Consider the following 25692-nt stretch of genomic DNA (forward strand, 5'->3'; position numbering starts at 1 on the left):
ACGCCGCTGCCCCACCCAGCCCACCTCTCACCGAAGATCAACGAGACACGGCATCAAACCACACCCCAAAGGTCATTCTGTTAGGACCCCTTAGTGCCATATGCGCGGTTTCGCGTGGGGGTCGTGAGTGGCGATTCGTGTTCTAACCCGAATCGTCACTCACGACCCCCACGCAAAACCCACCCAAGGCACCCCAATCGGTCACCTTGTCCTAACGCGATGTCCCTTATGGACAGTCATGAACACGCCAGGCCAACCGCTCCCGGCGAAGTTGCGAAAGTGGCTTTCGCAACACGGTCGCCCACCTTGAAGCGTCAGGCCCGTTCCAGGAAGGGCGTCAACAGCTCCGGCACGGACTCCTCCGCGAAAAGCAGGCCCTGCTCCTCTCCCGCGTCGTACACGGAGTACGCCCCGGCACCGGCGGCCGTGGTCGCCACGACGGTCAGCAATCCCTTGCGCCGCTGGAAGATCGATTGTTTCACCGTCCAGCCGATCACGCCTTCGCGTTCCAGGGCGAACGTGCTCCGCCGCACGGTCCCGTGCCGTCCGACGAGGTACCGCCCGGTGATCCCGTGCCCGAGGTTGCGATAGGCGTCCAGCGCCAGCAGCACCGACGCCGGCAGCAGCACGACGCCGAGCGCGGCGCCGATCACCAGGAGGACGTCGGTCAACAGGAAGCCGAGGAGCGCGAAGATCGCCAGCAGGACGACCACCGAACCGACCCACCAGCGCAGCAGCCGTCCCCGCGCGGCGCGGGGGTGTCCGGTGAGCCGGACGGCTTCGGTCGGCGAGACCGGTTCGCGCAGGACTGACGCGGCGACCCGGTTGGCCGTCACGACGGGCGCGGCGGGCAAAAGCGTGTGGTAGTCGGTCTTGTCCTTGTCGTCGCTTTGCCGCATGCCGGTGGCGATCGCGTCGACGCGCGCCGCGCCGGAGATCCGGTTCCCGAGCGGCTCGACGAGGTCGATGCCGCGCATCCGGCGTTCCTCGATCGAGATCGAGCGCGTGGTGAACAGGCCTCGGCGCACCCGCAGGGTGCCGCCGGGTTCACGGTCGAGCCGGAAGTTCCACCACATCTCGATCCACAGGCCCAGCGCGCCGATCAGGCCGACGACCATCGCGATCGCCAGCAGGATCAGGATCGCCACCACCAGCGGGATGCCGCGGAACAGGCCGATCACCCAGTCGATCAGGCCTTTCTGCAGTCCCACCCATTCGGAGACCTGCATCAGGCCGCCGCCCGCGGCCAGCCCCAGGGTCGGGGTCAGGAACGACATCGGTGCGTAGCGGATCCAGCTCCGGTCCAGCTCGGCGAGCGGCGCGTTCTCGTCGGCCTCCGCGATTTCCGCGCGGCGCAGCAGGTCGGCGCGCAGCCGTTCGGCCTCGGCGCGTGAGACGGGGTTGAGCTTGATCCGGCCCTGCCCGCCCGACTCGTGCGACCCGGTGCCGATGGTCACCACCGCGACGCCGAACAGCCGGTGCAGCGGGTTCGCCGTCAGGTCGACGTTGCGGATCCGTTCCCGCTGCAGGGATTTCCGCGACCTGAAGACCAGGGTGAACGCCGTCTCCAGCCGGTCCGGCGTGACCCGGTAGCGCACGCCCTTCCAGTAGAAGAGCTCCACCAGTACGCCGCCGCCGATGAGGACCACCCCGCCGGCGACGACCCAGACGAGCGCGACCCAGAAACTTCCCCCGCCGCTCACGATCGCGGCCGCGGTCGGGATCGCGGCACCGACGGCCGCGCCGGTCATCATCAGCGCGGTGACGGCGAGCGTCCGTTTGTCGAGTGTGTTCCAGCCCTCGAACTCGCCCGAGGTCATGTCGCGTCCCCCGGCGTCGCCTGCGTCGTTTCGGTGAGCTGCTCCGCCAGGCTCGCGGCCAGTTCGTGGTCGAGCCCGCGGATCTTGACCGCGCCCCGCGCCGACGCCGTGGTGACCGTGACGGTCGCGAGCTTGAACAGCTGCTGCAGCGGACCGCGCAGGGTGTCCACGGTCTGGATCCGCGACATCGGCGCGACGCGCCACTCCTGCCAGAAGAACCCGGAGCGGGCGTACACCGCCGTCTCCGTGACCTCCCAGCGATGCACCTTGAACCACCACAGCGGCATCGCGATCACCCAGACCAGGCCCAGCACCGCGAATACCGCCGCCGGTGTCAGCAGCCAGAAGCGCGCGGGCGTGATGAGCAGCCCGAGCACCACCAGTACCAGCACCGGCGCGCCCCAGAAAAGCGTTCCCTGCAGCCTCCACCAGCCCACGACCCGCTGATCCAGCGCGTTCCGCGGCGGCCTCAACCGCACCTTCCCCCGTTCGGCTTCCACCGAAATCACCCCCGACGAGCGTTTACAATGCGATCGCATCGTAATAGCGTCGGACAGTAGTGGCAATGCGATCGCATGGCAAACAGCGGAACGGGCGGTGAAGGTGCCGAAGCAGGTGGATCACGCCACGCGACGAGCGGAGATCGCCGAGGCGCTGACGCGGCTGACGGCCACGCGAGGCCTCGAAGGAGTCAGCCTCCGGCACGTCGCCGCCGAAGCGGGCATGTCGATGGGTTTGGTGCAGCATTACTTCAAGACCAAGGACGAGATGCTGCTGTTCGCCGTCGAACGCCGCTCACAGGTCTACGAAGAGCGCATCAAGGCCCAGCTGGAAGCCGGCGAACTGCCGTCGGCACCGAAGGCCATCATCCGCGCGATCATGACCGAGATCCTGCCGCTCGACGAGCGCGGGCGCGGCGACTGGCTGATGGGCGTCGCGTTCTTCATCCGCGCGATCTCCGATCCGTCGTTCGCGGCCGCGTTCACCGACGGCGTCCCGCAGCTGTTCGAACTGTTCGCCGTCCTGATCCGCCAGGGCCAGGAGGCGGGCGATGTCGACAAGTCGGCCGACCCGATGCACGAATCCGCGATCCTCTGGGCACTCGCCGATTCGCAGGGCACCAACATCGTGATGAACCACCGCACGCCCGAGGAGGCGCTGTCCACTGTGGACTACTACCTCGACCGGCTGTTCGGTCAGGCCGAGAGCTGACCGTCGTGGTTCTTGCGCGCGTCGAGCACTTCGCCCATGTGGACACGAGCCCACTGGTCGAGCATCTCGAGCGGTTCGGCGAGGTTGCGGCCGAGCGCGGTCAGCTCGTACTCGACGTGCGGAGGGATCTCCGGGTACGCGGTGCGCGTCAGGATGCCGTCGCGGACGAGGCTGCGCAGCGTCTGGGTGAGGACCTTCTGCGAGATGCCGCGCACGCGTTTGCCGATCTCGGTGAACCGGAGCGGACCGTCGCCGAGCACGCCGACGATCAGCACGGTCCACTGATCGCCGATGCGGTCGAGCAGCGCGCGGGTGGGGCAGTCGGGGTCGTACGGGTTTCCGAGCACGTGACCTCCTCACTCTCCTGAGGAGAGTAACACGCCTAGTGAGAGGGAGTGGGCCGCATCAGCGCCTCGAACAGCAGGATGAGATGACGGCGGCCACGCTCCCAGCGCGCCTCCAGCTCGGTCTGGTCGCGGGTCGCCCAGCTGGCGATGAGGATGCCGCGGACGACGTCCATCGCCGTGTACACCGCGTGCAGGAACTCCGGATGCGCCGAATGGTCCGGCAGCAGCGCCTTGCCGAACTCGACCAGGCTGCTCGTCGCGATCGGCTCGACCACCGCCATCTGGGCGCGCAGTTCCGCGTCGGTCCGCGACGCCACCCACAGCTCAACCGTCGCCGAGAAGACCGGCCCCTGGTGCATCTCCCACAGCAGTTGCAACGCGTCCCCGACCGGATCCGCCGAGGCCTTGAGCCGGTCGATCTCCGCCATCGCGACCTCGGTGCGTTTGGCCGCGAGATGCCGGATCGCGGAGGTGACGAGGTCGGTCTTGGTCGGGAAATGGTGCACCTGCGCGCCGCGGGTCACCCCGGCGCGATCCGCGACGCGGGTGGTCGTGGTGCCCGCGTAGCCGTATTCGACGAGACAGTCGATCGTGGCGTCGAGCAGCCTGACGCGCATCGCGGCGCTGCGTTCCTCCTGGGTGCGTCGTGGCGCTGCCATGCGCCTACTTTATGGTGCGCCACGCGAGGCGCGCGCCACGAGGCTCTCGACCATACGCCCGATGAAGTGGCCGAGGAACCGGCGATAGAACCAGCCGGTGCCCGGGATCTTGGCGGTGAACGTGGAATGCCAGTGGATCGCGGTGCCCTTCCGCTCGGGAGTGAGGTCCACGTAGGCGCGGTAGTCGCGCAGCGGGAGCCCCTTCTTCAGGGCGTAGCCGAAACGCTTGCCGGGTTCGAGCGCGATGACCTCTTCGCAGCTGTGGACGCCGTTGGTGCTGAAGACGCCGACGGCACCGAGGCCGTTCTCGTCCCCCTTCTGGAGCAGGCGGAACGCGCCCATGGGTGACCAGTCGGGCCAACGCTCGCGGTCTTCGAGGAGGGCGTAGACGGCTTCGGGGCTCGCGCTCGTGTGACCGTGGACGGAAATGCGCTGGATCTTCGCCATCCGTGCTCCTTCTCTCTCGCATTCAGAGGACTAAATGCGCCCGGCGACCGGCACCGAGAGCGAAGTCGCGCCCAGCTCGAAGGTCACCCGGGCACCGAGCGCGGGCAGCGCCGGGTCGAACATGTCCCCGTCGGTCCCGCCCAGGACGAGGGCCAGCCGGTGCCCCGCCGGGACGACGTGGTCGAGGCTGCTCAGCCGGAAGGTCATCGTGTACGCCTTGCCGGGAACGAGCGGTTCGCCCCGCCACAGTGAGCGGTGGTGGCCGAGGTCCGCCCAGCCGGTCGCCACGATCCGTTTGTCCACAGTGGTCAGATCCGCGACGGTGTCGAGGAAGCAGCCGGTGTCCGCGGCGGTGCCCGCGCCCCAGCAGGAGCGGGTGGTCAGGTTCTTCGTACCGAGCGCGGGGAATTTCGTGTTCCGCGCGGTCGCGGGGCCGTAGTCGACCAGCACCGCGCCGATCCGTGCGGCGGGTTTGTCCGAGCGGGCGGTGACCGTGACGGTGGCCGTCCCGGCGACGCGGGTATCCGCCCGCACTGGCTCACCTGCGAAAACGACCCGATCCGGACTCGCCTCCGACGGGTTCTCCACCCACTGCGACGCTCCGCGCGCCGGATCGTCGGTCACCGCGGCGGAACCTGACGAAGGCCGGTTCCCCAGCCCACCCGACACCGTGGGCCACAGGGTGCGTGACCGCGAGTCCGGGGGCCAGCGGCGTTCGTCGGTCCAGCGGTCCGGGGTGTGCTCGATCCGGATCGCGGGCTCGGTCTCGACACCGTTGCGGACGCCGAGCAGCCAGCGGTCGAACCAGCGGTGCAGCGTCCGCACGAACCGCGACCGGTCGAGGTCGAACGGGTCGACGTGCGCCGCCTGGTGCAGCCACGCCTTGCGCGGCACGCCGTGCGCGTTCAGCGCCTCCCACCAGGGTCCGAACTGGATGGGGTTCACGTTGAGGTCGTGGAAGCCCATCGACGCGAAAACGCTCGCACGCACCTTGCCGGTCTTCGCCACGTAGTCGAGCTCGCGCCAGTAGTCGTTGAAGTTCCCGTCCGTCCCCGCGCGGCGCGCGTTGTCCTCTTCGAACGGACGGCACAGCTTCCCGGCACGCTCGTTGTAGAAACCGGGGCCGCCCGCCCAGCCGAAATAGGCGCCGTGCGAGTTGTGGACCTCGTAGTACGAGCTGACCCCGGCGATCGGCACGATGGTCTTCAGGCCTTCGATCCCGGACGCGGCCATCCCGATCGCGGTCGCCCCGTCCTGCGACTTCCCGATCGCGCCGACCGCCCCGTTCGCCCACTCCGCCCGCACACGCTCGAGGCCGGACGGCGTGCGGAAAGCCTGAGCGCGCCCGTTGAGCCAGTTCACGACGCCGTTGCCGGACGCGACGTCGTCGAAGCACCCGGACGAGCGATTGGTGCCCCCGACGTCGACCAGCACGACCGCGTATCCGCGCGGGACGAAGTAGTTGTCGTAGAAGAGCGGGAACTGCGACGGCGTGCCGTCGGGGAGGTACGTCTTCGGCTGACGCTCGTTGCCGCGCCCGACCTTCTCGTAGTACGGGCTCACGTCCATGATCACCGGAACGCGCTGACCGCGCGCGGCCGGTTCCGCCGGGCGGATGATGTCGGCGGCGACCCGGTCGGTCCGCCCGTCGCGGTCGAGGTCCTGGCCGGTCTCGACCCAGGCGGTCTCCCGGATGGCCTTCTCGTAGGAGAACACCGGCTCGCTGACGCCGTCACGCAGGACGAACGCGGGTGACGCGACGGCGGGTGCGGCGGTGAGCAGCAGTGTCGCCACGACGGTGGCGGTCAAGGTCTTGAGCCCCATCGTCCGAGTATCGCTTACGAAACCCGAACATTTCCCCCACATTCCTCGTATCCGGCCGCGCGACGCTCTTCGCATGCTGAAACACACCATCGCCGTCTGCCTGACCGCGGCCGGCCTCGTCGCTCTCGCTCCCGCGGCCTCGGCCCAGGCACCGATCACCCTGAGCCCCGAAGAGTCCCAGCAGTTGTGCGCCGAATGGCTGCCGAAGCTCACCCAGCGCACCACCAAACTCACCGAACGCATCAACGGTGGCCCCGAGATCCGCGGTTCGGTGGCGAATCTCAAGGCCAGGGCCGAGGGCCAGCGTAAGAAGGGGCACAACGACGCCGCCGACAAGCTTCAGAAGCGCGCCGACAAGCGCAACGGCAGGCTGCCCGAGCTCACCGCGGCGAAGCAGAAGCTCGACGCGTTCGCGGGCGCGCACTGCAAGGCGGGCAAGTGAAACGTCTCCTGGCGGCCGGTTTGACCGCGCTCGCGCTCTTCGGCGCGGTCGCGTGCACCGACGACGAACCCGCTTCGAGCCCGGCGCCGGGTGAGCTGAGCGACGTCCAGCACACGCTCGACTCGATCGAGCAGGACATGGCAGGCGACCCCGCCCCGTGACAGGATCGGCCGGTGACGACACAACCGGGACGCGGGCTGGTGCTGGTCGTCGAGGACGACCCCGCGATCGCCGAACTCGCTTCGCTGTACTTGCGGCGGGACGGGTTCGGCGTGCACGTGGAGGCGGACGGCGGCGCGGCACTGGCCACGATCCGGCGGCTGCGCCCGGTCGCGATCGTGCTCGACATCGGACTGTCCGGAATGGACGGTATCGAGATCTGCCGGACGCTGCGCGCGGACGGCGACTGGACGCCGGTGCTGTTCGTGACCGCGCGCGACGACGAGCTGGACCGCTTGCTGGGCCTGGAGATCGGCGCCGACGACTACCTGACGAAACCGTTCAGCCCGCGTGAGCTCTCGGCAAGGGTCCGGACCGTCCTGCGCCGCGCCGCCGGAGCGCCTTCGCGCGCCGAGACCTACACGGCGGGCGGCGTGCGCGTCGACGTCACCCAGCGTCGTGCCTGGGCCGCCGATACCGAGATCACGCTGACGTCGACCGAGTTCGATCTGCTCACCCATCTGGTGCGACGGCCCGGTCAGGTGTTCAGCCGCGAGCAGTTGCTCAGTTCCGTCTGGGGCTACGCGGCGTCGGCGGGCACGCGGACCGTCGACGTCCACATCGCCCAGCTGCGCGGGAAACTGGGCGAGCACAGTCCGATCAGGACGGTCCGCGGGATCGGTTACGCGGCGGACACCGGATGAACCGGACCTCGCTCGCGTTGCGGATCACCGTGATGTGCCTCGCGGTCGCCGCGGTCGCGGTGGTGGTCGCCGGGCTGGTCGCGGCCCGGCTCATCCGCACTACGGGCAGCGACGTGCTCCGGCAGTCGCTTTCGGCACAGGCCGACGTGGTCGCGAGCCAGCTCGACGAGACCGGGATCGGCAACCGGCTCCGCGTCGGGAGGGCCGCGGAAGTCGTTCGGGGACAAGGGATCGACGTCGTCGTCCGCCGTCCGAACGGGACGATCGACGGCGACGGGACGGTCGCGGCCATCGCCGCCACCAAAACGGGGTTCACCCGCTCGGGCACAGTGGTGGTCGAAGGCAGGCAGTACCTCGTCGAAGTCCGCGCGGTTGGCGCGAGAGGTGCCGCGTTCGCCCTGGTCCAGTCGACGGAGATCGGTGAAGCGCGCGGCAGGACGTTGGTGCGCAACACCGTGCTCGCACTCGGCGCCGGGCTGGCGGTCGCCGCGATCGCCGGGCTGCTGCTGAGCCGGATGCTGTCGCGGCCGCTGCGCCGGGCCGCGTCGGTGGCGAACGGGATGCGGGCCGGGCGCCGTGACCTGCGTGTTCCGGTGGAAGGGCCGTCCGAGGTCGCGGACGTGGCGAAATCGGTCAACGAACTGGCCGACGCCCTGCAGTACAGCGAGGCTCGGCAGCGCGAGTTCCTGCTTTCGGTGTCGCACGAACTGCGGACACCGCTGACCGCCGTCACCGGGTTCGCGGAGGCGATCGGTGACGGCGTGGCCGAAGGCGAGGACGCGCGGCGCGCCGGGAGGACCATCCATCGCGAGGCGGAACGGCTGGAACGACTGGTCAGCGACCTGCTGGAACTGGCACGGCTCGGCGCGGACGAGTTCCGCCTCGACCCGGCGCGCCTCGATCTCGCGGCGCTGCTCGACGAATGCGCGGACGTCTGGCGGCTGCGGTGCGCGCGGCAGGACGTCACGCTGCTGGTCGAGCGGCCGCCCGGCGAGGTCCCGGTCGTCGCCGATCCGCGGCGGCTCCGCCAGGTCGTCGACGGGCTGGCCGAGAACGCCCTGCGCGTGACCCCGGCGGGCGCGCCGATCATGTTCTCCCTGGTGGCGGCCGGCGGGCAGGCCCGGCTGGCGGTGCGGGACGGCGGGCCCGGTCTGGCGCCGGAGGACTACCCGGTCGCGTTCGAGCGCGGGGTGCTGAACCAGCGCTACCGCGACCGCCGCCCGGTCGGTTCGGGTATCGGGCTCGCGCTGGCGCACGGGCTGATCACCCGCATGGGCGGGACGCTGACGGCGGGCCCGGCGCCCGAAGGCGGCGCCGCGTTCACCGTGGCTCTGCGGTTAGGGTGAGCACGTGGAGATGTTGCACCTGCGGTATTTCGTGGCCGTCGCCGAGGAACTGAACTTCTCCCAGGCGGCCCGAAGACTGCATATGGCCGCCTCCCCGCTGAGCCAGCGCATCAAGGATCTCGAACACGAACTGGGTCACCGGCTGTTCGACCGCAGCACGCATCACGTCACGCTCACCGCGGCGGGCTCCGCGCTGCTGCCGATCGCGCGGGACGTCCTCGAACAGGTCAACGCGATCCCTTGGCGGTTGAAGGAAGCGGTGAAACCCCAGCGCAGCACCGTGTTCATCGGCATCCCCGCCGGCGTGCACCCGGCTCTGCGGGAACGGGTCAAACGCCTCGAAGAACGCTGCCGCGACCGCTTCGAACTCAAGCGCTGGCCGGGCACGACACCCGATCTGGTCGCCGCGGTGCACGAGGGCAAACTGGCGTTGTCGCTGGTCCGGATGCCGGTCGTCGATCCCGCGCTGGAGATCGTCCCGGTGCAGGTGGAGCGGCTCGGCGCCGTCGTCCCGGCGGACCGGTTCGCCGGACGGGAGACCGTCACCATCGCCGAATTGAGCGATCTGTCCTATATCCCGTCCGCATCGGAAAGCATTCCGGCCTATTCGGACGATATGGACCACACCCTGTCGAAGGCGGGCATCAGGAAAAGGCTCAGAGTCGGCGGAACCGAATATTCGGGCATTTCCGAGCTGGTCGCGAACGGTTCGTCGTTCTCGATCACGATGCTGGATCCGGCCAGCCCGATGCATCTGTTCCTTGTCGACGGCGCCACCATCCTCCCCTTCTCGGATTTCCGGCCCCAGCTGGAGACCGCACTGGTCTGGCGGCGCGACCGCGCCGAGGAGGGCGACCTCGCCGGACTGGTCGAAGCGGTCCGCGAGATCTTCGCCGAACCGCTTTCGACCTGAGGCGGCAAAGGTCCAGCTCGGGGCCCGTGAGTGGTAAGGACGGTTCTAACCGTCCTTACCACTCACGAGTCACGAAGAATGGTATGACCACCGCGGTCATACCATTCTTCGTTTCTTGATCATTCCCTTTCCCGCTATTCGCGCCTAACTTCGGTTGTAGAGCGAACAACGGCGAAGGGAAGCAAAATGACTCAGACCGCCACCGGCCCACTGGACGGCGTTCGCGTGATCGACCTCTCGACGGTGGTCATGGGGCCGTACGCCGCGCAGATCCTCGGCGACCTCGGCGCCGACGTGATCAAGATCGAGTCCCCCGCCGACACCGTGCGGGTGGGCAGGTTCCGCACGACACCGGGGATGACGCCGCTCAACCTGAACGTGAACCGCAACAAGCGCAGCGTCGCCCTCAACCTCAAGGACGAAGAGGAGCGAGAGCAGGCGCTCAACCTGATCGACACCGCAGACGTGCTGATCACCAATATGCGTCCCGGCGCGCTGAGCAGGCTCGGCATGAATTACGCAGACCTCGCCGCGCGCAATCACGGCCTGATCTACGCCCACGCGCAAGGGTTCCGCGGCGATTCCGACCGCGCGGGGCACGCCGCCTACGACGAGACCGTGCAGGCGTCGTCCGGGCTGGTCGACGTCGCGAACCGCGCACTGGGCAAGCCGGTCTACCTGCCGACGATCATCGGCGACAAGGTCTCCTCCCTGACCATCGCCTACACCGTGCTCGCCGCGCTGGTGCACCGTGACCGGACCGGCGAGGGCCAGCGGGTCGAGATCCCGATGACCGACACGCTGATCGCGTTCAACCTGGTCGAGCACCTCGCCGGGCACGTCTTCGAGCCCGCGGAGGGCCCGACCGGCTTCGGCCCGTCGCTGAATCCGGGCCACCAGGCGGTGCACACCAAGGACGGCATGGCCTGCGTGATCCCGTACAACCCGCGGAACTTCCGTGACTTCTTCCACGCCGCCGGACGGCCGGAACTGGCCGAGGACCCACGGGTCAACGACGACGCGATCGACGGCGCCGACCACGAGGCGCTGGCCGCGATGATCGCCGAATGCGCCCCGGCGCTGACCACCGAGGAGTGGACCGAGGTCTGCGCGAAGCACAGCATCCCGATGGCCCCCGTCCTCGAACTCGACAAGGCGCAGGACGACGAATACGTCCGCGACGGCCACCTGCTCGACGTCGTCGAGCACCCGAGCGAGGGCTCGATCCGCACCATCGGCATCCCGGTGAAGTTCTCCGCGACCCCCGGCTCCGTCCGGCGGCTGGCTCCCCTGCCGGGGCAGGACACCGAAGAAGTCCTGCGCGAACTCGCCACCACTCGCTGAGGAAGAAACCATGAGCACCGAAGTACGTACGGAACGGGTCGGCGGCACGCTGCTGATCACGATCGACCGGCCCTCGGCCCGCAACGCGGTGAACGCCGCCGTCGCCGCCGGTCTGGCCGAGGCACTCGACCTGCTGGAGTCCGAACCCGCGCTGCGGGCCGGAGTCCTGACCGGCGCGGACGGTTCGTTCAGCGCCGGGATGGACCTCAAGGCGGCGCTGAAAGGTGAATCGCCTGAGATCCCCGGCCGCGGGTTCGGCGGGCTGACCGAGGCCGAACTGTCGAAGCCCCTGATCGCGGCCGTCGAAGGGTGGGCCATGGGCGGCGGCTTCGAACTGGCGCTGGGCTGCGACCTGATCGTCGCCGCCGAAGACGCGAAGTTCGGGCTGCCCGAGGTGAAACGCGGGCTGATCGCCGCCGGTGGCGGCGTGATCCGGCTGCCGAAGCGGATCCCGCACCACCTCGCGATGGAGTTCCTGCTCACCGGCGAGCCGATCGGCGCCGCACGCGCCGGAAGCCTCGGTCTGGTGAACCGGGTCGTCCCGAGCGGCGAGGCCGCCGCCGTCGCTCTGCAACTCGCGGAACAGATCGCCGCCAACGCTCCCCTGGCGCTGGCCCTGGTCAAGAAGATCGTCCGCGCCGCCGACGGAGTTCCCGACGCGCAAGCGTTTGCCACCCAGCGTGCGGACCTCCCGGCGCTGATGAACTCGGCCGACGTCCGCGAGGGCATGCAGGCCTTCGCCGAGCGCCGCGCTCCACAGTGGACAGGTGAGTGAGATGAAACAGCAAGAAGTCCTCCGGCACGTGACCACGCCGCTCACGAATCCGGCGTACGCGCCGGTGGTCCCCCGGTTCACGAACCGTGAGTACCTGAACATCGTCTACCGCACCGACGCCGACGCCCTGCGCGCCATCGTGCCGGAGCCACTGGAGATCGACGAGCCGCTGGTGCGGTTCGAGGTGATGAAGATGGGCGACGTCAGCGGTTACGGGCCCTACACCGAGTCCGGGCAGGCGATCCCGGTGAGCTTCGAGGGCGAGCGTGGCGAGTACCTGCACGCGATGTACCTCGACAACTTCCCGGCCACCGCGTCCGGCCGCGAGATCAGCGCCTACCCGAAGACCATCGGCTCGCCGAGGCTGTTCGCCGAGAACGGCGCGCTAGTCGGGACGCTCGACTACGGCAGCCAGCGCGTCGCGACCGCGACCATGGGTTACAAGCACCACCGGCTGGACGTCCGCGAGGCCGAAACGCAGATCACCGTGCCGACGTTCATGCTCAAGACCATCCCGGACTACGACGGATCGCCCCGGGTCTTCGAGCTGGTCCGCACCGAGATCACCGACGTGGTGGTCAAGGAAGCGTGGACCGGGCCGGCGCGGCTGCAGCTGTTCCAGCACGTGCTGGCCCCGCTCGCCGATCTCCCGGTGCTCGAGGTCGTTTCGGCGAGCCACATCCTCACCGACCTGACACTCGCCCCGGTCAAGCCGGTCTTCGACTACTTGAAGGGAGCACGGTCATGACTTTTCGGAACGCCGCGGTGATCGGCGCGGGCACCATCGGTCTTTCGTGGACGGCGTTGTTCGCCGCGCACGGCATGGAGGTCCGGGTCTCGGACCCGCGACCGGATCTCGCCGACGCCGTCGCCGGCGCGCTGGAGGCGTTCGCCCCGCATCTCGGCCGGACCGTCGCTGACCTCGCCCCTCGCGTCCACCTCGCAGCGGACGTCTCCGAAGCGGTCTGGAGCGCGGATGTCGTGCAGGAGAACGGGCCCGAGAACGTCGAGTTCAAGAAGGACCTGTTCGCGACGCTGGTCCGCGAAGCGCCGTCGCACGCGCTGTTGCTCAGCTCGTCGTCCGCGATCCCCTCGACGGCGTTCGCCTCGGCACTGGACGACGCGTCACGCGTGCTGATCGGACACCCGTTCAACCCGCCGCACCTGATCCCGCTGGTCGAGGTCGTCCCCGGCGAGCGCACGAGCGCGGAGTCGGTCGGGCGGGCCGTGGGGTTCTACCGGTTCGTCGGCCGTACGCCGGTGGTGGAACGCAAGGAGATCCCCGGCTTCGTCGGCAACCGGCTGCAGAACGCGCTGAGCCGCGAAGCGATCTACCTGGTGGAACAGGACGTCGTGTCACCGTCCGAACTGGACGCGGTGATGACGAACTCGCTCGGCATCCGCTGGTCCACGGTCGGGCCGTTCCTCGGCTCGCATCTGGGCGGCGGCCCCGGCGGGTACCGGCACATGGCCGAGCACATCGGCAAGTCGATGAAGAAGATGTGGGCGGGCCTCGGCACGCCCTCGCAGACCCCCGAAGAACAGGAACGGCTCATCGAAGCCGTGGAATCCGCTTACGGCTCCTCCACGTACTCGGAACTCGCCGAGGCGCGCGACCGCAAGCAGCTCGCGGTGCTGTCCGCTTTGGACAGTGCCGACAAGGAGGAGAACTGACATGACCGCCGACTTCTACGCCTACGAGGACCTGCTGCCCGAGGAGGAGCGCAAGCTGCTGCTCAAGACGCGTGACTTCATGCGCGCCGAGGTCAAACCGTTCGTGAACGAGTACTGGGCAAAGGGTGAGTTCCCGCACGAACTCGTCGGCAAGTTCCGTGAACTCGGCGTCGCCGGGCTGCCCTATGAGGGCTATGGCGAGCACCTTCCGGCCACCAGCCACCTGCTCAACGGCATGATGGCGATGGAGATGACCCGCACGGACCCATCGGTGGCGACCTTCTTCGGTGTCCACAACGGACTGGCGATGTACAGCATCTATTCGGGCGGCGACCAGGAACAGCGCGACCGCTGGCTCCCGTCGATGGCCGCGATGGACAAGATCGGCGCCTTCGCGATGACCGAGCCGCTCGGCGGTTCCGACGTCGCGGGCGGCATGCGGACGACGGCGCGCCGCGAAGGCGACACCTGGATCCTCAACGGCGCCAAGAAGTGGATCGGCAACGCGACCTTCGCGGACCTCGTCATCGTGTGGGCCCGCGACGAGGAGGACAACCACGTCAAGGGTTTCGTGGTCGAGAAGGACTCGCCCGGGTTCGTGCCGGTCAAGATCGAGAACAAGTTCGCGTTCCGGATCGTCGAAAACGCCGAGATCACGCTGACCGACGTCCGGGTGCCGGAGGCCAACCGGCTGCAGGGCATCGACTCGTTCCGCGACGTCGCCGAGATCCTGCGCGCGACCCGCGGCGGCGTGGCCTGGCAGGCGCTGGGCGTGATGATCGGCGCCTACGAACTGGCGCTGGACTACGCCAAGGAACGCCAGCAGTTCGGCCGTCCGATCGCGCGGTTTCAACTGGTGCAGGACCTGCTGGTGAAGAGCCTCGGCAACATCACCGCGTCGTGGGGCATGCTGGTGCAACTGGCGAGGCTGCAGGACGCCGGGATCTTCAAGGACGAACACTCGTCACTCGCGAAGGCCTTTGTGACCTCGCGGATGCGGGAAGTCGTCGCCTGGGGCCGCGAGATCTTCGGCGGCAACGGGATCGTGCTGGATAACGACATCATGCGGTTCTTCACCGACGCCGAGGCGATCTACTCGTTCGAAGGCACGCGGGAGATGAACACGCTGATCGTCGGAAAGGCGATCACCGGCCAGAGCGCTTTCGTATGACCTGAGGGCCAAGTCCGTGAAGGCCTCCTTCACTACCTTGAGGGTAGGGAAGGAGGCCTTCACGGACTTGCGTCTAGCGGTACTTGTCGCCGCAAGTCCTTTGGCTGCCGGAGGAAAAGCCGTCACGGAAGGCGGCGACCCTGGCGAAGCCTGCCGGGAGTGTCCGGCCCCGGACGTCCGCGGCGATCAGGCTGTTCCGCGTCAGCATCTCGGCGATGGCCTCGTCGAGGTCGCCCGGTGACAACGTGAGCGCCCCGCCGTCCACGATGGTCGACGCCCAGAAGCCGGTGAGGCAGGCCGTGCGTTGCGCGGCCACCGGACCGTCGAGCCGGAACCCGCCCTCCTGCTGGACCGCAAGCGTGTAGCGCGACGCGACCTCCGCGAACGCGGCGAAGTCACCGATGCCGCCCTGCCGCCCCCGGCGCGGCGGGGTGCCGATGCGGACGAGGCCGTCGAGGTCGAGGTTGATCTGGTTGGACTCCGAGCAGTACGACGCGAGCGCGTCCTCCGCCGTCACACCGCAGGCCGCTCCGGTGGTGAGCGTCGGCGGGGTGGCCGCGAGCCGGAAAGCCTGCCGCAGACTGGTGGTGAGGTCGGCGAGTGCCTGACGATCGTCGAGGCGGACGTTCTCCCCGGCCGAACCGAATCCGCCTTGTGTGCTCCGGCCTTCGATTTCCCGCTCGTCGATCTCGGCGCACCGGGCGGGCCCGTCGGTGAAGCCGAACTGGAACGCGGAAACCCGATCGAACGCGTTGCCGTGCGCGTCGTCGTCGTCGAAAGCCACCCCGGCGGAGTCACGGATCTGGAACAGTGCTGTGAGCACCTCATTGAGCCCGCGGCCGGTGGAAACCTGGAACATCGGCGACCTGCCCTCGGCGACCCAGCGAAAGTACGCCCCGGTGTAGCAGTCGGCCTGCTGCTCCTTGACGATCGACGGGCTCGCGGCGGGCAGACCCAGCCGGAACTGGACGGCGTGGCCGATCTCGTGGGCGAGTACGGCCATGACCGCCGCCGGGCCGATGGAGTCGTTGAGTGTCGGCAGCAACTCCCCGCGATCCCACGCGACGACGTCTTGCCCCGAGCAGTAGAAGGCGTTCACCAGCCCGGCCGTCGAGGCCCCGCAGATCTCCCGCCCGCGACCCGCCGAATCATAGGAGACGAGAGTGGCCAGCGGCCGGAACTCGCGGTCGAAGGTCGCGGGCAGATACTCACGCCAGTACCGCTGGACGTCGGCCACGGCGTTGGCCGCGAGCCTGTCGATCTCCCCGCCGTCACCACCGTCGACCGGGAGACCGGCGTCGAGCACGCCGGGTTTGAGACCACTGGGGCCGTCGGTGATCTCGAGCCCGGCGACCCGGGTGGGATCCACCGGTTGCGCCACCCCGCCCACGGTCGCGGCACAACCGGCGAGGCAGAGGGAGAGACTCACCAGAATCGTCCAGCGCTTCATCACACCATCCCCGTCTCGGCGACTTCCCCGACGCCAGTGACACGGACGGCGGCGCGGCGCGGTTCAAAAGAATCTTGGGGCCGGTTTCCGTGGTGGCCGCCTCGTGCCCCGTCTTCGCAATTAGCCGGCTACTTGCTCCCGGCCTGCTCGCTCCCGGCGGAACGTGTGCGTCGTCCCGCGCAACTAGCCGACTAATTGCTTTAGGGTAGTCGTGGTTTCGCGACCGAATCACCCTTCAGTGTTGTTCGCGCGTTTCGCTTGTTGCTTAAAATTGCGAACGCTTGTTCGATTGTTTTGCGGTATTGTTGAGGGGTGTCCGAGGCTTTCCTTCCCGAGTTGCCGCAGGAGTTGTGGCGTGCCGGCAAGCTGGAGCTTGCGCATGGCGTGCAGCGGTCTGGCGGAGATCGAGTCTCGGGGCGTCAAGGACTTGTACGGGTATGGCCGCACGGCCAACTGGTTCGCCGATATCGCGGGGTTGTCGGTCGGTGAAGCCCGTTCGGTGGTGAACCGGGCCATCGCGCTGAATCCCACGCGTGCGTTGGACGGCACCGAGGTTCCTGCCGTGGCACCGGCTACTGCCGTTGTCGCCGCCGAAGGCTTGGTCGGGGACGAGCGGATCGATCAGATCCTGGAGTTCTTGAAGAAACTCCCCGCCGACACCTCCGCAGAGGATCGGGCGAGTGCGGAGAAGATTCTCGCCACCCTCGCCCGCGACGCCGGTCCTCGCCAGTTGGCGGAAGCTGAAGCGAATCTGCTGGCGTTGCTGGACCCGGACGGCAACGAGCCAAAGGATCCCGAACCCAAAGAGCCGCGCCGGGAAATCACCCTGGAGCGTCGCAAGGACGGGTTCTGGAAGCTGACTGGTCTGCTCGATGACGAGACCGGTGCCCGCACCGCCGCCGCACTGGGAGCCTACGCCCAGCCCCGCCCAGTCGACGAGTTCGGCCAAGCGGATCCGCGGATGAAGTGCGAGCGCATGGGTGATGCCTGGGCCGACATCCTCGACCTGGCCATCGCCTGCCCCGACCAGCCCGGCACCAGCGGCTACCGCACCCTCGTCAATGTCACCATCGGCCTCGACGAACTCAAAACCGGCCTCGGGACCGCGTGCCCGGACTTCGCCGGCACGATGACCGCCCGCGAAGCCCGGCTGGCTGCCTGCGATTGCCTGATGCTTCCCGTGGTGATGAGCGCCGCCGGAGAACCCCTCGATGCGGGACGGCTACGACGCTTCATCACGCCAGGCCAACGACGTGCGTTGAACATCCGCGACAGCTGTTGCGCATTCCCCGGGTGCCACCAGAAACCCAAGCACTGCCACGCCCATCACATTCATCACTGATCCACCACGGCGACTGGCAAGCCCGCATGACAGCCGACGGGCTACCGGAATTCATCCCGCCCCAATACCGAGATCCGCTCCGAAACCCTCGGCGTAACACCCTGCATCACCGCTGAACCCCGAAGAGCCCGCCAGCCACACCGGCGACGGGCCCCTCGGCATGTCCAAAGTTCAGACAAGCCCTCCGGCGGCGAGCTGAGCACCCAGACCATCACCGTCGACGGCCGGGCGCACCTGGTGGCTGAGGGCGGCATCGGATCACTCTTGGTCTACAGCACGATCTGCGAGCAATTCGCGGCGCTACATCCCGCCCGCAGCCCAGCGGAACCGATCGAAGCGATGACCGGCACCCGTGCGCTCCGGTATCCCGGGCCCTCGCGTCTCACGAGCAACCAGCGGCGAGATCGTGCCTGACACCCAGGTCAAGTTGGGCCCCGCGATCGTCGACGGCCGGACGAAACTGGCCGAAAGCTGACCGCTCAGTTCACGCAGCCCGCCATCGCGGCCGGTGTGGAAGACGAAGGCGGCGCTGCAACGGAAGAGGTGGCCGCGACCGGTTTGATCCCGATCCCGCCGGTCGGCTCCCCCACCGCGGCGACGCTCGTCGAGTTCAGCGCGGCCTTCACGAACGCCTGCACCTCGGCCGGATCCACCTTCACCGCGTCGCCGTCCGACGGCGTCGGCAGGGAGAGACTCTGGACCGGGATCGTCTGGAACTTCAGCGCCCCGGAACTCATCCCCCGCAATTGCTGCGCGAAGCTGAGCACGTCCCAGCCGCGGTCGAGCACGACCGAACCCTGCACCGCGCCGACCAGATCGCTCAGCTTGGTGGGATCGGTGAACGTCCCGGCGTCCAGGACGGTCTTGGCCATGCTCGAAAGGAACGCCTGCTGCCGCGCGATGCGGTCGAGGTCGCTGGGCAGCCCGTGCCGCTGCCGCACGAAAGCGAGCGCCTGCGGCCCGGAAAGCAGCTGTTTGCCCGCCGGGAACGACGCCCCGGAGAACTTGTCCTGCACCGCTTCGTTGAGGCAGACCTCGACCCCGCCGACGGCTTCGCTCAGCGCGGAGAACCCGGCGAGGTTGACCGCCGCGTAGTGGTTGATCGACAGCCCGGTGAACTGCTCGATCGTCCGGATCGTGAGTTTGGCGCCCGCCTCGTTGGCCTTGACCTCGAGCTGCGCACCGGAGAGCCCCTGCGCGCGCAGAGAGTTCATCGCGGCGTTCTTGCCGCGACTGTACGCCGAATTGATCTTGTGCTTGCCGAGCCCGCCCGCGATGTCCACATAGGAATCGCGCGGGATCGAGATGGCCGTCGCGCCCGCTCCGCCCGCCGGGATGTGGACCACGATCATGGTGTCGGTGGTGTCACCGCCGTCGTCGCTGTCCCCGGCGTGCAGCGCGTCGAGGACGTTCTGCGGCAACGGGTTCCCGTTCGTGTCGGTGCGGGAGTCGATTCCGACGAGCAGGATGTTCTGCGCCACCTTCAGCGGTTCACCCGCCGGCCCTTCGGGCACCTGGGCGGACGGCGCGATGACATCGGCCGTGACGATCGCTTGGTCCAAACGGCTCAACTGGGTCCACGCGAAACCCGTGACACCCAGTACGGCCGTCGACACCAGGCCCAGTGCGACGCGGCCGCCGATCCGCCGTCCTCGCGACGTGAGCAGCACGACTTCTCCCCGCTTCCGTGAATGATCCCCCGTGATCGAGGATCACCGCGTTAGCTGGGAATTACCTGAGAAACGTGTCATAACCGGGTCTTAAAGCCCGTTCGGACCAGCCGGAGTGATCAAGCAGACAACCGGCCGCGACACCGAGTGCCGGACCGACCGCGCAGCGCTCCCCTACCGGGGCATCCGGCGCCAGATCGCGCGTGGCACCACGCGCATCACCGAGAACACCAGCCTCAGAAGTCCCGGCACCCACACGGTTCCCCGGCGCTTCCGGAGCGCGGCGACCGTCGCGTCGGCGACCTGGTCCGGGGTGCTGGAGAACGGGGCGGGCGACATTCCCTCGGTCATCCGCCCGATCACGAACCCCGGCCGGACGAGAAGAAGGTGCACGCCGGTGCCGTGCAGGGCGTCGGCCAGGCCGCTCGCGAAACCGTCGAGACCCGCTTTCGCCGAACCGTAGACGTAGTTCGCCCGTCGGACCCGCACCCCGGCGACCGACGAGAAGACCACCAGGCTTCCGTTTCCTTGCTCACGAAGCACATTGGCCACATGCGTCAGCACACTCACATGAGCCACATAGTCCGTGTGCACGATCGCGACGGCGTGAGCGGCGTCCGCTTCGGCGCGCGCCTGGTCGCCGAGGATCCCGAAAGCGGTGACGACGACGTCGAGGGGCCCGTGTTCCGAGACGACCTTCTCGAGGAACGGGCCGTGCCCGGCGAGGTCGTCGGCGTCGAACTCGACGGCTTCGACGGTTTCCGCCCCCGCGGCAAGCAGTCGCCGGGACTCCGCGCCGAGGTCCGCGCTCCGTCGCGCGGCCAGCACGATCCGGCGCGCCCCGCCCTTGGCGAGCCGTTCCGCGACCGCGAGGCCGATCTCGCTGCGTCCGCCCAGTACCAGCACCGTTCCGCTCACCCGCCGCAGTCTGCCAGGCGACCCGGCGCCGTCCACCAGTGGCACGTTTCACAGACTGCAATTTTGCAGTATCTGCATTTTCGGGCGTATCGTGGTGCTCATGCCCGAACCCGTCAAAGGTCTCCGCGAGCGCAAGCGGCTGGAAACCCACCGCGCGCTGGCGACCATCGCCGTCCGGCTCGTCGCCGAACGCGGCCTGGACCAGGTGACGGTCGAGGACATCAGCGCGGCGGCGGGGGTTTCACCGCGCACCTTCTTCAACTACTTCGCGTCCAAAGAGGACGCTGTCGTCATCGCGCACGCCGACACCGCCGAGCGGACCCAGCGCACCATCGACAAATTCCTTGCCACACCGAAGGAAGTCAGCACTCCACGCGCCTTTGCCGACGCGTTGAAGGAAGACTTCGCCCAGGTCGACGAGAACCGCGAAGAGTGGCTCGGCCGCATGAAGGCCATTCAGGAGAACGCCACCCTGCATTCGCGCGCGGTGGCCATGAACCACGACACCATCGCGCCGCTGATCGAGGCGATCGCGCGCCGTACCGGCGCCGATCCCAAGGCCGATCTGTACCCGGCGCTGCTGCTGTCCACGCTCGGCGGCGCGGTGAACGCCGTGCTCATGCTCTGGTACCAGCACGACGGCCGGGTGTCCGCGCTCGACCTGCTGGACGACGCCGTCGAAACGCTTCTCGCCGGGCTCCCGGAGCCCGGCGGCCGCGCGCGCTGACGCGCACGGCACCACAGAACACGAAGGGGGACGACCATGTCCGTATCCATGACCGAACCACGGGAACCGGAGGCCCCGGCGGGCTCGATGGACCGCAAACAGGTCCTCGAAGCGATGTCGGGGCTGATGATGGGCATGTTCGTCGCCATCCTCGCCTCGACGGTGGTCGCGAACGCGTTGCCGCGGATCGTCTCCGAACTCGGCGGCTCGCAGGCCTCCTACACCTGGGTGGTCACCACCGAGCTGCTCGCGATGACCGCGACGGTTCCGCTCTGGGGCAAGCTTTCCGACCTGTACAACAAGAAACTGCTGATCCAGCTCTCACTCGGCCTGTTCGTGATCGGTTCGCTGGTCGCCGGGTTCGCGGGCAACATCGAGCTCCTGATCGGCAGCCGGGTCGCGCAGGGCATCGGCGCGGGCGGGCTCACCGCGCTCGCGCAGGTGATCATGGCCGCCATCGTCTCCCCGCGGGAACTCGGGAAGTACTCGGGCATCTTCGGTGCCGTGTTCGCCGTCGGGACCATCGCGGGCCCGCTGATCGGCGGCGTCATGGTGGACACCTCGTGGCTGGGCTGGCGCTGGTGCTTCTTCCTCGGCGTCCCGTTCGCGATCGCGGCGATCCTGCTGCTGCAGCGCACCCTGAACCTGCCCACGATCAAACGTGACGTGAAGGTCGACTACCTCGGCGCGTTCCTGATCATGGCCGGTGTCTCGACGCTGCTGGTCTGGTCGTCGCTGGCCGGGCACCAGTTCGCGTGGGGCTCCTGGTGGACGGTCGGCCTGGTGACCGCCGGCGTGGTCATCCTCGCCCTCGCCGTCTACGTCGAGTCGAAGGTGGCGGAGCCGATCCTGCCGCTGGGCCTCTTCCGCAATCACACGGTGGCCCTGACCACCCTGGCGAGCTTCCTCGTCGGTGTCGCGATGTTCGGCGGCACGGTGTTCCTGTCGCAGTACTTCCAGCTCTCGCTCGGCAAGTCGCCGACGGTGGCCGGACTGCTGAGCCTGCCGATGATCTTCGGCATCCTCGTGTCCTCCACGCTCTCCGGCCAGCTGATCAGCCGGACCGGCAAGTGGAAGAGCCACCTGCTGCTCGGCGCGGCGCTGATGACCGCGGGCCTGGGCTTGCTGGGCACCATCGACGCGAAGACGAACCTCGTCGTCCTCGGCGCGTACATGGTGCTGCTGGGCGTGGGCGTCGGCATGCTGATGCAGAACCTGGTCCTGGTTTCCCAGAACGACGTCGACGCGCACGACCTCGGCACGGCGACCTCCACGCTGTCGTTCTTCCGCAGCCTCGGCGGCTCCATCGGGGTGAGCGCGCTGGGCGCCGTGCTCGCGAACCGGGTCCTCGCGCTGATGAGCGAGAAGCTCGGGCCGCTGCCCGGCGGTGGCGACGGCGGCGCGGTGCCGAACATCGCCACGCTGCCCGAACCGGTCGCGAACGTCGTCCGCGAGGCCTACGGGGAGGCGACCAGCGAACTGTTCCTGATCAGCGCGCCGATCGCGCTGCTGGTCGTCGTCGCCGTCGCCTTCCTCAAGCACAAGCCGCTCAAGACACAGTCGGGCAACGAGCGGCTGGCCGAGGAGACCGCTGCCGCCTGACCACCATTGACAGAGGGGCCCGGTTCACGGAACCGGGGCCCCTCTTTTTTCGCGCGCACGAAGAACACGACGGAAATTCGATAACGCGATCAAACGCTTTCAGGCGGCAGAGCCGACGCGAATCACCTGGCGCCGCTCACTGCCGGTCAGCCCGCCGAAAATTCCATGGGCCAGCCCGTTTTCCACGGCGTAGGCCAGGCAGGCCGAAATGACCGGGCACCGTGCGCAGACGGCCTTCGCCCTGGCCGCCTGCCGTGCGCCGGGACCGGTTTCGGTGACCGGGAAGAACAGTTCGGGATCCTCACCGCGGCAAGCGGCCTCACTCAGGTCACCCGCCATCCTCATTTCCATTTTCCTATCACCTCCTTTTCCCGATTTTCCCTTCCTCGTCAAACGACTTCTCCCTCGACGCCGGGTATCCGGCCGGGCGCACCACGCAAACATCACCTTGACCGAATCGTTACACTCAGCGGCCCGCTCACTGCACCTGATCTGTGAGGGCATTCGCGTCAGGCGGCGGAGAGCGGTGAGTGCGGGTGATGGGCCACGAAGGGTTCGACGAGTTCTTCCACGCCGAATTTCCGCTGCTCACCGGCTTTCTGTGCAAGGCGGGCTTCGCGTTGGCCCCCGCGCGGGACGCGGCGGCGGAGGCGATGCTCAACGCCTACGAGGGCTGGCCGGGCATCACCCAGCCGAAGGCCTGGGTCCGCCGGGTCGGGCATCGGCGGGCGAAGGAACAGACAGCGGCCCGGGCCGACTGGGCCTTCGACGACGCCGGCCGGGAGGACAAACTCACCATCCTCGCCGACGAGGCGTCGTCCGTCCTGACGATGCTGGGGGAGCTGCCGAAACGTCAGCAACTCGGCATGGCATGGGCGCTGGACGGCTATTCGTCGCGAGAGATCGCCGGCGTGCTCGGCATCTCGGACGAGGCGGTCAGCGCGACCCTTCGCCACGCGCGTGACCGTCTGGCGGAGCACGACCCCGGCTTCGTCGACCGCCTGGACGGCGCCAACAGCGCCTTCATCGACGCGCTGAGGCTGGGCCTCGACGTCGACGACACCCTGTCCCGGATCAAGAACCGCGCGATGATCAGGGAACTCGCGCTGGTGGCGCCGGGCGCCCCGGCGGAGTCGGAACCCGAACAGGTGACGCCGTCGCGCTGGTACACCCTCGACGAACCCGTCGCGGCCGCCGGACGAGGTGACCAGCGGGCCCTGAACCAGCTGCTGACCACCATCCGCCCGCTCGTGATCCGGTACTGCCGGGCACGGATCGGCAGACAGGAACGGACTTACGCCTCGGCCGACGACGTCGCGCAGGAGGTCTGCGTGGCGATCCTCCGCGCGCTGCCGACCTATCGCGAACGAGGGCGGCCGTTCCTCGCGTTCGTCTACGGCATCGCCCACCACAAGGTCGCCGACGCCCGCCGCGCCGCCGCCCGCAACCGCACCGAACCCGTCGCCGAAGTCCCCGACGGGGTCTCGGAATCCGCCGGCCCGGAACAGCACGCGCTGCACAACGAATTGAGCGACCGGATGGGCGAACTGCTGCGGATCCTGCCGGACAAACAGCGGGAGATCGTCGTGTTGCGGATCGTCGTCGGCCTGTCCGCGGAGGAGACCGCCGGCGTGGTCGGCTCAACCGCGGGGGCCGTGCGGGTGGCGCAGCACCGGGCCTTGACGCGATTGCGGAAGATCCTCACGGCTGCCTGATTGGCAACTGAGCGCGGCGCTGGTCAGGCCGCCTGCCGGCGAGTACGGCGAGTCCACACAGTACCGCCACACCGATCACCGCGACCACGGCGAGCCCGGTCGTGAAACCGTGCCCACGCTGGACGAAGGTGCCGATGCTGCCGAGTACCGCGACCCCGAGCGCCAGCCCGAACTCGACGCTGGTCTCCGACAACGCCGATGCCGCACCTGCCCGGGCCGGTGGTGCCGCGCCGACCACGATCTCCGTGCTCAGCGCCATCACCGGCCCCAGACCGAGGTAGATGAGCATGAGACCGGCGACGAGTGGCGCGATCCCCTCTTCGGCCGGGGTCCAGGCCAGCACGGCGAAGCCGAGCGCCGACACCACCAAGGACGACGCGAACAGGCGGTGGACCGGGATCCGGCGAGCCAGCGCCGGAGCCGCGACCGACGTGAGGACCATCGCGACCGCGGAAGGCACCAGCCACATCCCGGCCACGATCGGAGACAAATCGGCTTCCTGCTGAAGATAAAGCGCGGCGAACAGATAGATCCCGGCGACGCAGGCGAGCGCGGCGAGGAGGATGAGCAGCGCGTTCCGGAACGGCCGCGCCGCGAACAGCCGGAGGTCGATCAAAGGCACGCTCAGCCGCCGCTGCCGCCGCAGGAACACGATTCCGGTGCCACCGCCGAGCAGCAGGGCGATCCCGCCAGGCACAACCGATCCTCCTTCCGCGAGATGCTTGATGCCGTAGACGATCGGCAGCACGGTCACCAGGGACAGGGCCACGCTCGCCACGTCCAGTTCGCCGGGCTCGGGATCGCGGTGCTCCGGCAGCAGGAACGGGCCGGCGAGCAGCAGCAGGAGCATCACCGGGACGGCCAGCAGGAACACCGAACCCCACCAGAACCACTCGAGCAGCAGCCCACCCGCCACCGGACCGAGCGCCACTCCGCCGGACAGGCCGGCGGACCACAGCCCGATCGCGACACCGCGCTGACGCGGATCACGGAACATGTTCCCGATCAGCGCGAGGGTGGACGGCATGAGCGTGGCGCCGGCGATGCCGAGCAGCCCGCGGGCGACGATGAGCAGTTCGGCCGACGGCGCGCAGGCCGCCAATACCGAAACGACCAGGAAGGCCGCCGCGCCGATCAGCAGGAGCCGTCGTCTGCCGACGCGGTCCCCCAGCGTGCCCATGGTGACGAGGAAACCGGCGACCAGGAAGCCGTAGGCGTCGGAGATCCACAGCAGCTGGCCCGGGCTCGGGGCCAGCTCGGCGGAGAGACTGGGAAGCGCCAGGTAGAGCACCGTGGCGTCCATGGACAGCAATGCGGTCGGCAGGACGAGCACGGCGAGGCCGAGCCATTCCCGCGGCCCGGCGGAGATTTCGAGGTGTCGATCGGACATGCCGTGACGCTAAAGTCTCACATAGATGTGAGAGTCAAGGG

25 protein-coding genes and 1 pseudogene are annotated in these 25692 nt (G+C 68.5%); 15 read left to right on the forward strand and 11 right to left on the reverse strand.

Annotated elements, in window-relative coordinates; genetic code table 11:
• Positions 1–314 precede the first annotated feature (314 nt).
• Entirely contained in the window at positions 315–1820 is a 1506-nt protein-coding gene (locus AC069H_RS35375; RefSeq protein ID WP_478235233.1) for a PH domain-containing protein, read from the reverse strand.
• Positions 1817–2359: a PH domain-containing protein gene (locus tag AC069H_RS35380; protein WP_478227351.1), complete on the reverse strand. Its 543-nt coding sequence runs from the start codon at positions 2357–2359 to the stop codon at positions 1817–1819. Before AC069H_RS35380 ends, AC069H_RS35375 begins: the two co-directional genes overlap by 4 nt.
• A gap of 76 nt (positions 2360–2435) precedes the next feature.
• Here AC069H_RS35380 and AC069H_RS35385 point away from each other — a divergent pair, with 76 nt between their 5' ends.
• On the forward strand, positions 2436–3032 hold the full coding sequence (locus AC069H_RS35385; protein WP_478227352.1) for a TetR/AcrR family transcriptional regulator: 597 nt from the start codon (positions 2436–2438) through the stop codon (positions 3030–3032).
• On the opposite strand, the gene AC069H_RS35390 is transcribed toward AC069H_RS35385, so the two are convergent.
• Genes AC069H_RS35390 through AC069H_RS35405 form a run of 4 tightly spaced genes read right to left on the reverse strand, consistent with a single transcriptional unit; the run spans position 3017 to position 6309 of the window.
• Complete coding sequence (locus AC069H_RS35390) at positions 3017–3379, reverse strand: winged helix-turn-helix transcriptional regulator (protein ID WP_340683997.1); 363 nt, start codon at positions 3377–3379, stop codon at positions 3017–3019. The genes AC069H_RS35385 and AC069H_RS35390 overlap by 16 nt on opposite strands.
• A 35-nt stretch (positions 3380–3414) precedes the next feature.
• Positions 3415–3996, reverse strand: coding sequence for a TetR/AcrR family transcriptional regulator (locus AC069H_RS35395; protein ID WP_340688768.1), 582 nt, complete (start codon positions 3994–3996; stop codon positions 3415–3417).
• A 51-nt stretch (positions 3997–4047) separates the two neighbouring features.
• Entirely contained in the window at positions 4048–4485 is a 438-nt protein-coding gene (locus AC069H_RS35400) for an SRPBCC family protein (protein WP_478227353.1), read from the reverse strand.
• Positions 4486–4515: 30 nt separating this feature from the next.
• Positions 4516–6309 (reverse strand): CocE/NonD family hydrolase, encoded by a 1794-nt coding sequence (locus tag AC069H_RS35405; protein WP_478235234.1) that lies wholly within the window; start codon positions 6307–6309, stop codon positions 4516–4518.
• 73 nt (positions 6310–6382) lie between these two features.
• Here AC069H_RS35405 and AC069H_RS35410 point away from each other — a divergent pair, with 73 nt between their 5' ends.
• The 10 genes from AC069H_RS35410 (at position 6383) to AC069H_RS35455 (ending at position 14837) form a co-directional block, all read left to right on the forward strand.
• Complete coding sequence (locus tag AC069H_RS35410; protein WP_478227355.1) at positions 6383–6751, forward strand: hypothetical protein; 369 nt, start codon at positions 6383–6385, stop codon at positions 6749–6751.
• On the forward strand, positions 6748–6912 hold the full coding sequence (locus tag AC069H_RS35415; RefSeq protein WP_340684001.1) for a hypothetical protein: 165 nt from the start codon (positions 6748–6750) through the stop codon (positions 6910–6912). The genes AC069H_RS35410 and AC069H_RS35415 overlap by 4 nt, the downstream gene beginning before the upstream one ends.
• Before the next feature lie 12 nt (positions 6913–6924).
• Positions 6925–7614, forward strand: a complete 690-nt coding sequence (locus AC069H_RS35420; RefSeq protein WP_478227356.1) for a response regulator — start codon at positions 6925–6927, stop codon at positions 7612–7614.
• Positions 7611–8960: a HAMP domain-containing sensor histidine kinase gene (locus AC069H_RS35425; protein WP_478235235.1), complete on the forward strand. Its 1350-nt coding sequence runs from the start codon at positions 7611–7613 to the stop codon at positions 8958–8960. Before AC069H_RS35420 ends, AC069H_RS35425 begins: the two co-directional genes overlap by 4 nt.
• Positions 8961–8964: 4 nt before the next feature.
• Entirely contained in the window at positions 8965–9873 is a 909-nt protein-coding gene (locus tag AC069H_RS35430; RefSeq protein WP_478235236.1) for a LysR family transcriptional regulator, read from the forward strand.
• 186 nt (positions 9874–10059) lie between these two features.
• The gene (locus tag AC069H_RS35435) at positions 10060–11217 is read left to right on the forward strand and encodes a CaiB/BaiF CoA transferase family protein (protein ID WP_478235237.1); all 1158 of its coding nucleotides are present in this window, start codon (positions 10060–10062) and stop codon (positions 11215–11217) included.
• 10 nt (positions 11218–11227) lie between these two features.
• The gene (locus AC069H_RS35440) at positions 11228–11992 is read left to right on the forward strand and encodes a crotonase/enoyl-CoA hydratase family protein (protein ID WP_478235238.1); all 765 of its coding nucleotides are present in this window, start codon (positions 11228–11230) and stop codon (positions 11990–11992) included.
• Position 11993: 1 nt separating this feature from the next.
• Entirely contained in the window at positions 11994–12740 is a 747-nt protein-coding gene (locus AC069H_RS35445; protein WP_478235239.1) for an acetoacetate decarboxylase, read from the forward strand.
• Positions 12737–13666, forward strand: a complete 930-nt coding sequence (locus AC069H_RS35450) for a 3-hydroxyacyl-CoA dehydrogenase NAD-binding domain-containing protein (protein WP_478235240.1) — start codon at positions 12737–12739, stop codon at positions 13664–13666. Before AC069H_RS35445 ends, AC069H_RS35450 begins: the two co-directional genes overlap by 4 nt.
• Position 13667: 1 nt before the next feature.
• A complete protein-coding gene (locus AC069H_RS35455) occupies positions 13668–14837 on the forward strand; it encodes an acyl-CoA dehydrogenase family protein (protein WP_478235241.1) in 1170 nt (389 codons plus the stop codon).
• Between the two features lie 73 nt (positions 14838–14910).
• Here the strand turns inward: AC069H_RS35455 and AC069H_RS35460 are convergent, their stop codons facing one another.
• The gene (locus tag AC069H_RS35460) at positions 14911–16287 is read right to left on the reverse strand and encodes a neutral zinc metallopeptidase (protein WP_478235242.1); all 1377 of its coding nucleotides are present in this window, start codon (positions 16285–16287) and stop codon (positions 14911–14913) included.
• A 312-nt stretch (positions 16288–16599) separates the two neighbouring features.
• Here AC069H_RS35460 and AC069H_RS35465 point away from each other — a divergent pair.
• Positions 16600–17745: pseudogene (locus AC069H_RS35465) on the forward strand (DUF222 domain-containing protein).
• Between the two features lie 363 nt (positions 17746–18108).
• Here the strand turns inward: AC069H_RS35465 and AC069H_RS35470 are convergent.
• Together AC069H_RS35470 and AC069H_RS35475 are read right to left on the reverse strand one after the other, a co-directional pair.
• Complete coding sequence (locus AC069H_RS35470; protein WP_478227364.1) at positions 18109–19299, reverse strand: LCP family protein; 1191 nt, start codon at positions 19297–19299, stop codon at positions 18109–18111.
• 174 nt (positions 19300–19473) lie between these two features.
• On the reverse strand, positions 19474–20217 hold the full coding sequence (locus AC069H_RS35475; RefSeq protein ID WP_478235243.1) for an SDR family NAD(P)-dependent oxidoreductase: 744 nt from the start codon (positions 20215–20217) through the stop codon (positions 19474–19476).
• Positions 20218–20317: 100 nt separating this feature from the next.
• On the opposite strand from AC069H_RS35475, the gene AC069H_RS35480 reads away from it, so the two are divergent.
• Positions 20318–20944, forward strand: a complete 627-nt coding sequence (locus AC069H_RS35480; RefSeq protein WP_478235244.1) for a TetR/AcrR family transcriptional regulator — start codon at positions 20318–20320, stop codon at positions 20942–20944.
• An 87-nt stretch (positions 20945–21031) separates the two neighbouring features.
• Positions 21032–22546: an MDR family MFS transporter gene (locus AC069H_RS35485; RefSeq protein WP_478235322.1), complete on the forward strand. Its 1515-nt coding sequence runs from the start codon at positions 21032–21034 to the stop codon at positions 22544–22546.
• Positions 22547–22645: 99 nt separating this feature from the next.
• Here AC069H_RS35485 and AC069H_RS35490 read toward each other — a convergent pair whose 3' ends face one another.
• Positions 22646–22897, reverse strand: a complete 252-nt coding sequence (locus AC069H_RS35490; RefSeq protein ID WP_478235245.1) for a WhiB family transcriptional regulator — start codon at positions 22895–22897, stop codon at positions 22646–22648.
• A 188-nt stretch (positions 22898–23085) separates the two neighbouring features.
• Here AC069H_RS35490 and shbA point away from each other — a divergent pair, with 188 nt between their 5' ends.
• Positions 23086–24261 (forward strand): RNA polymerase sigma factor ShbA, encoded by a 1176-nt coding sequence (gene shbA / locus AC069H_RS35495; protein ID WP_478235323.1) that lies wholly within the window; start codon positions 23086–23088, stop codon positions 24259–24261.
• Here shbA and AC069H_RS35500 read toward each other — a convergent pair.
• The gene (locus AC069H_RS35500; protein ID WP_478235246.1) at positions 24248–25651 is read right to left on the reverse strand and encodes an MFS transporter; all 1404 of its coding nucleotides are present in this window, start codon (positions 25649–25651) and stop codon (positions 24248–24250) included. The genes shbA and AC069H_RS35500 overlap by 14 nt on opposite strands.
• Positions 25652–25692: the final 41 nt, after the last annotated feature.

The organism is Amycolatopsis sp. NPDC043887 (assembly GCF_056435665.1).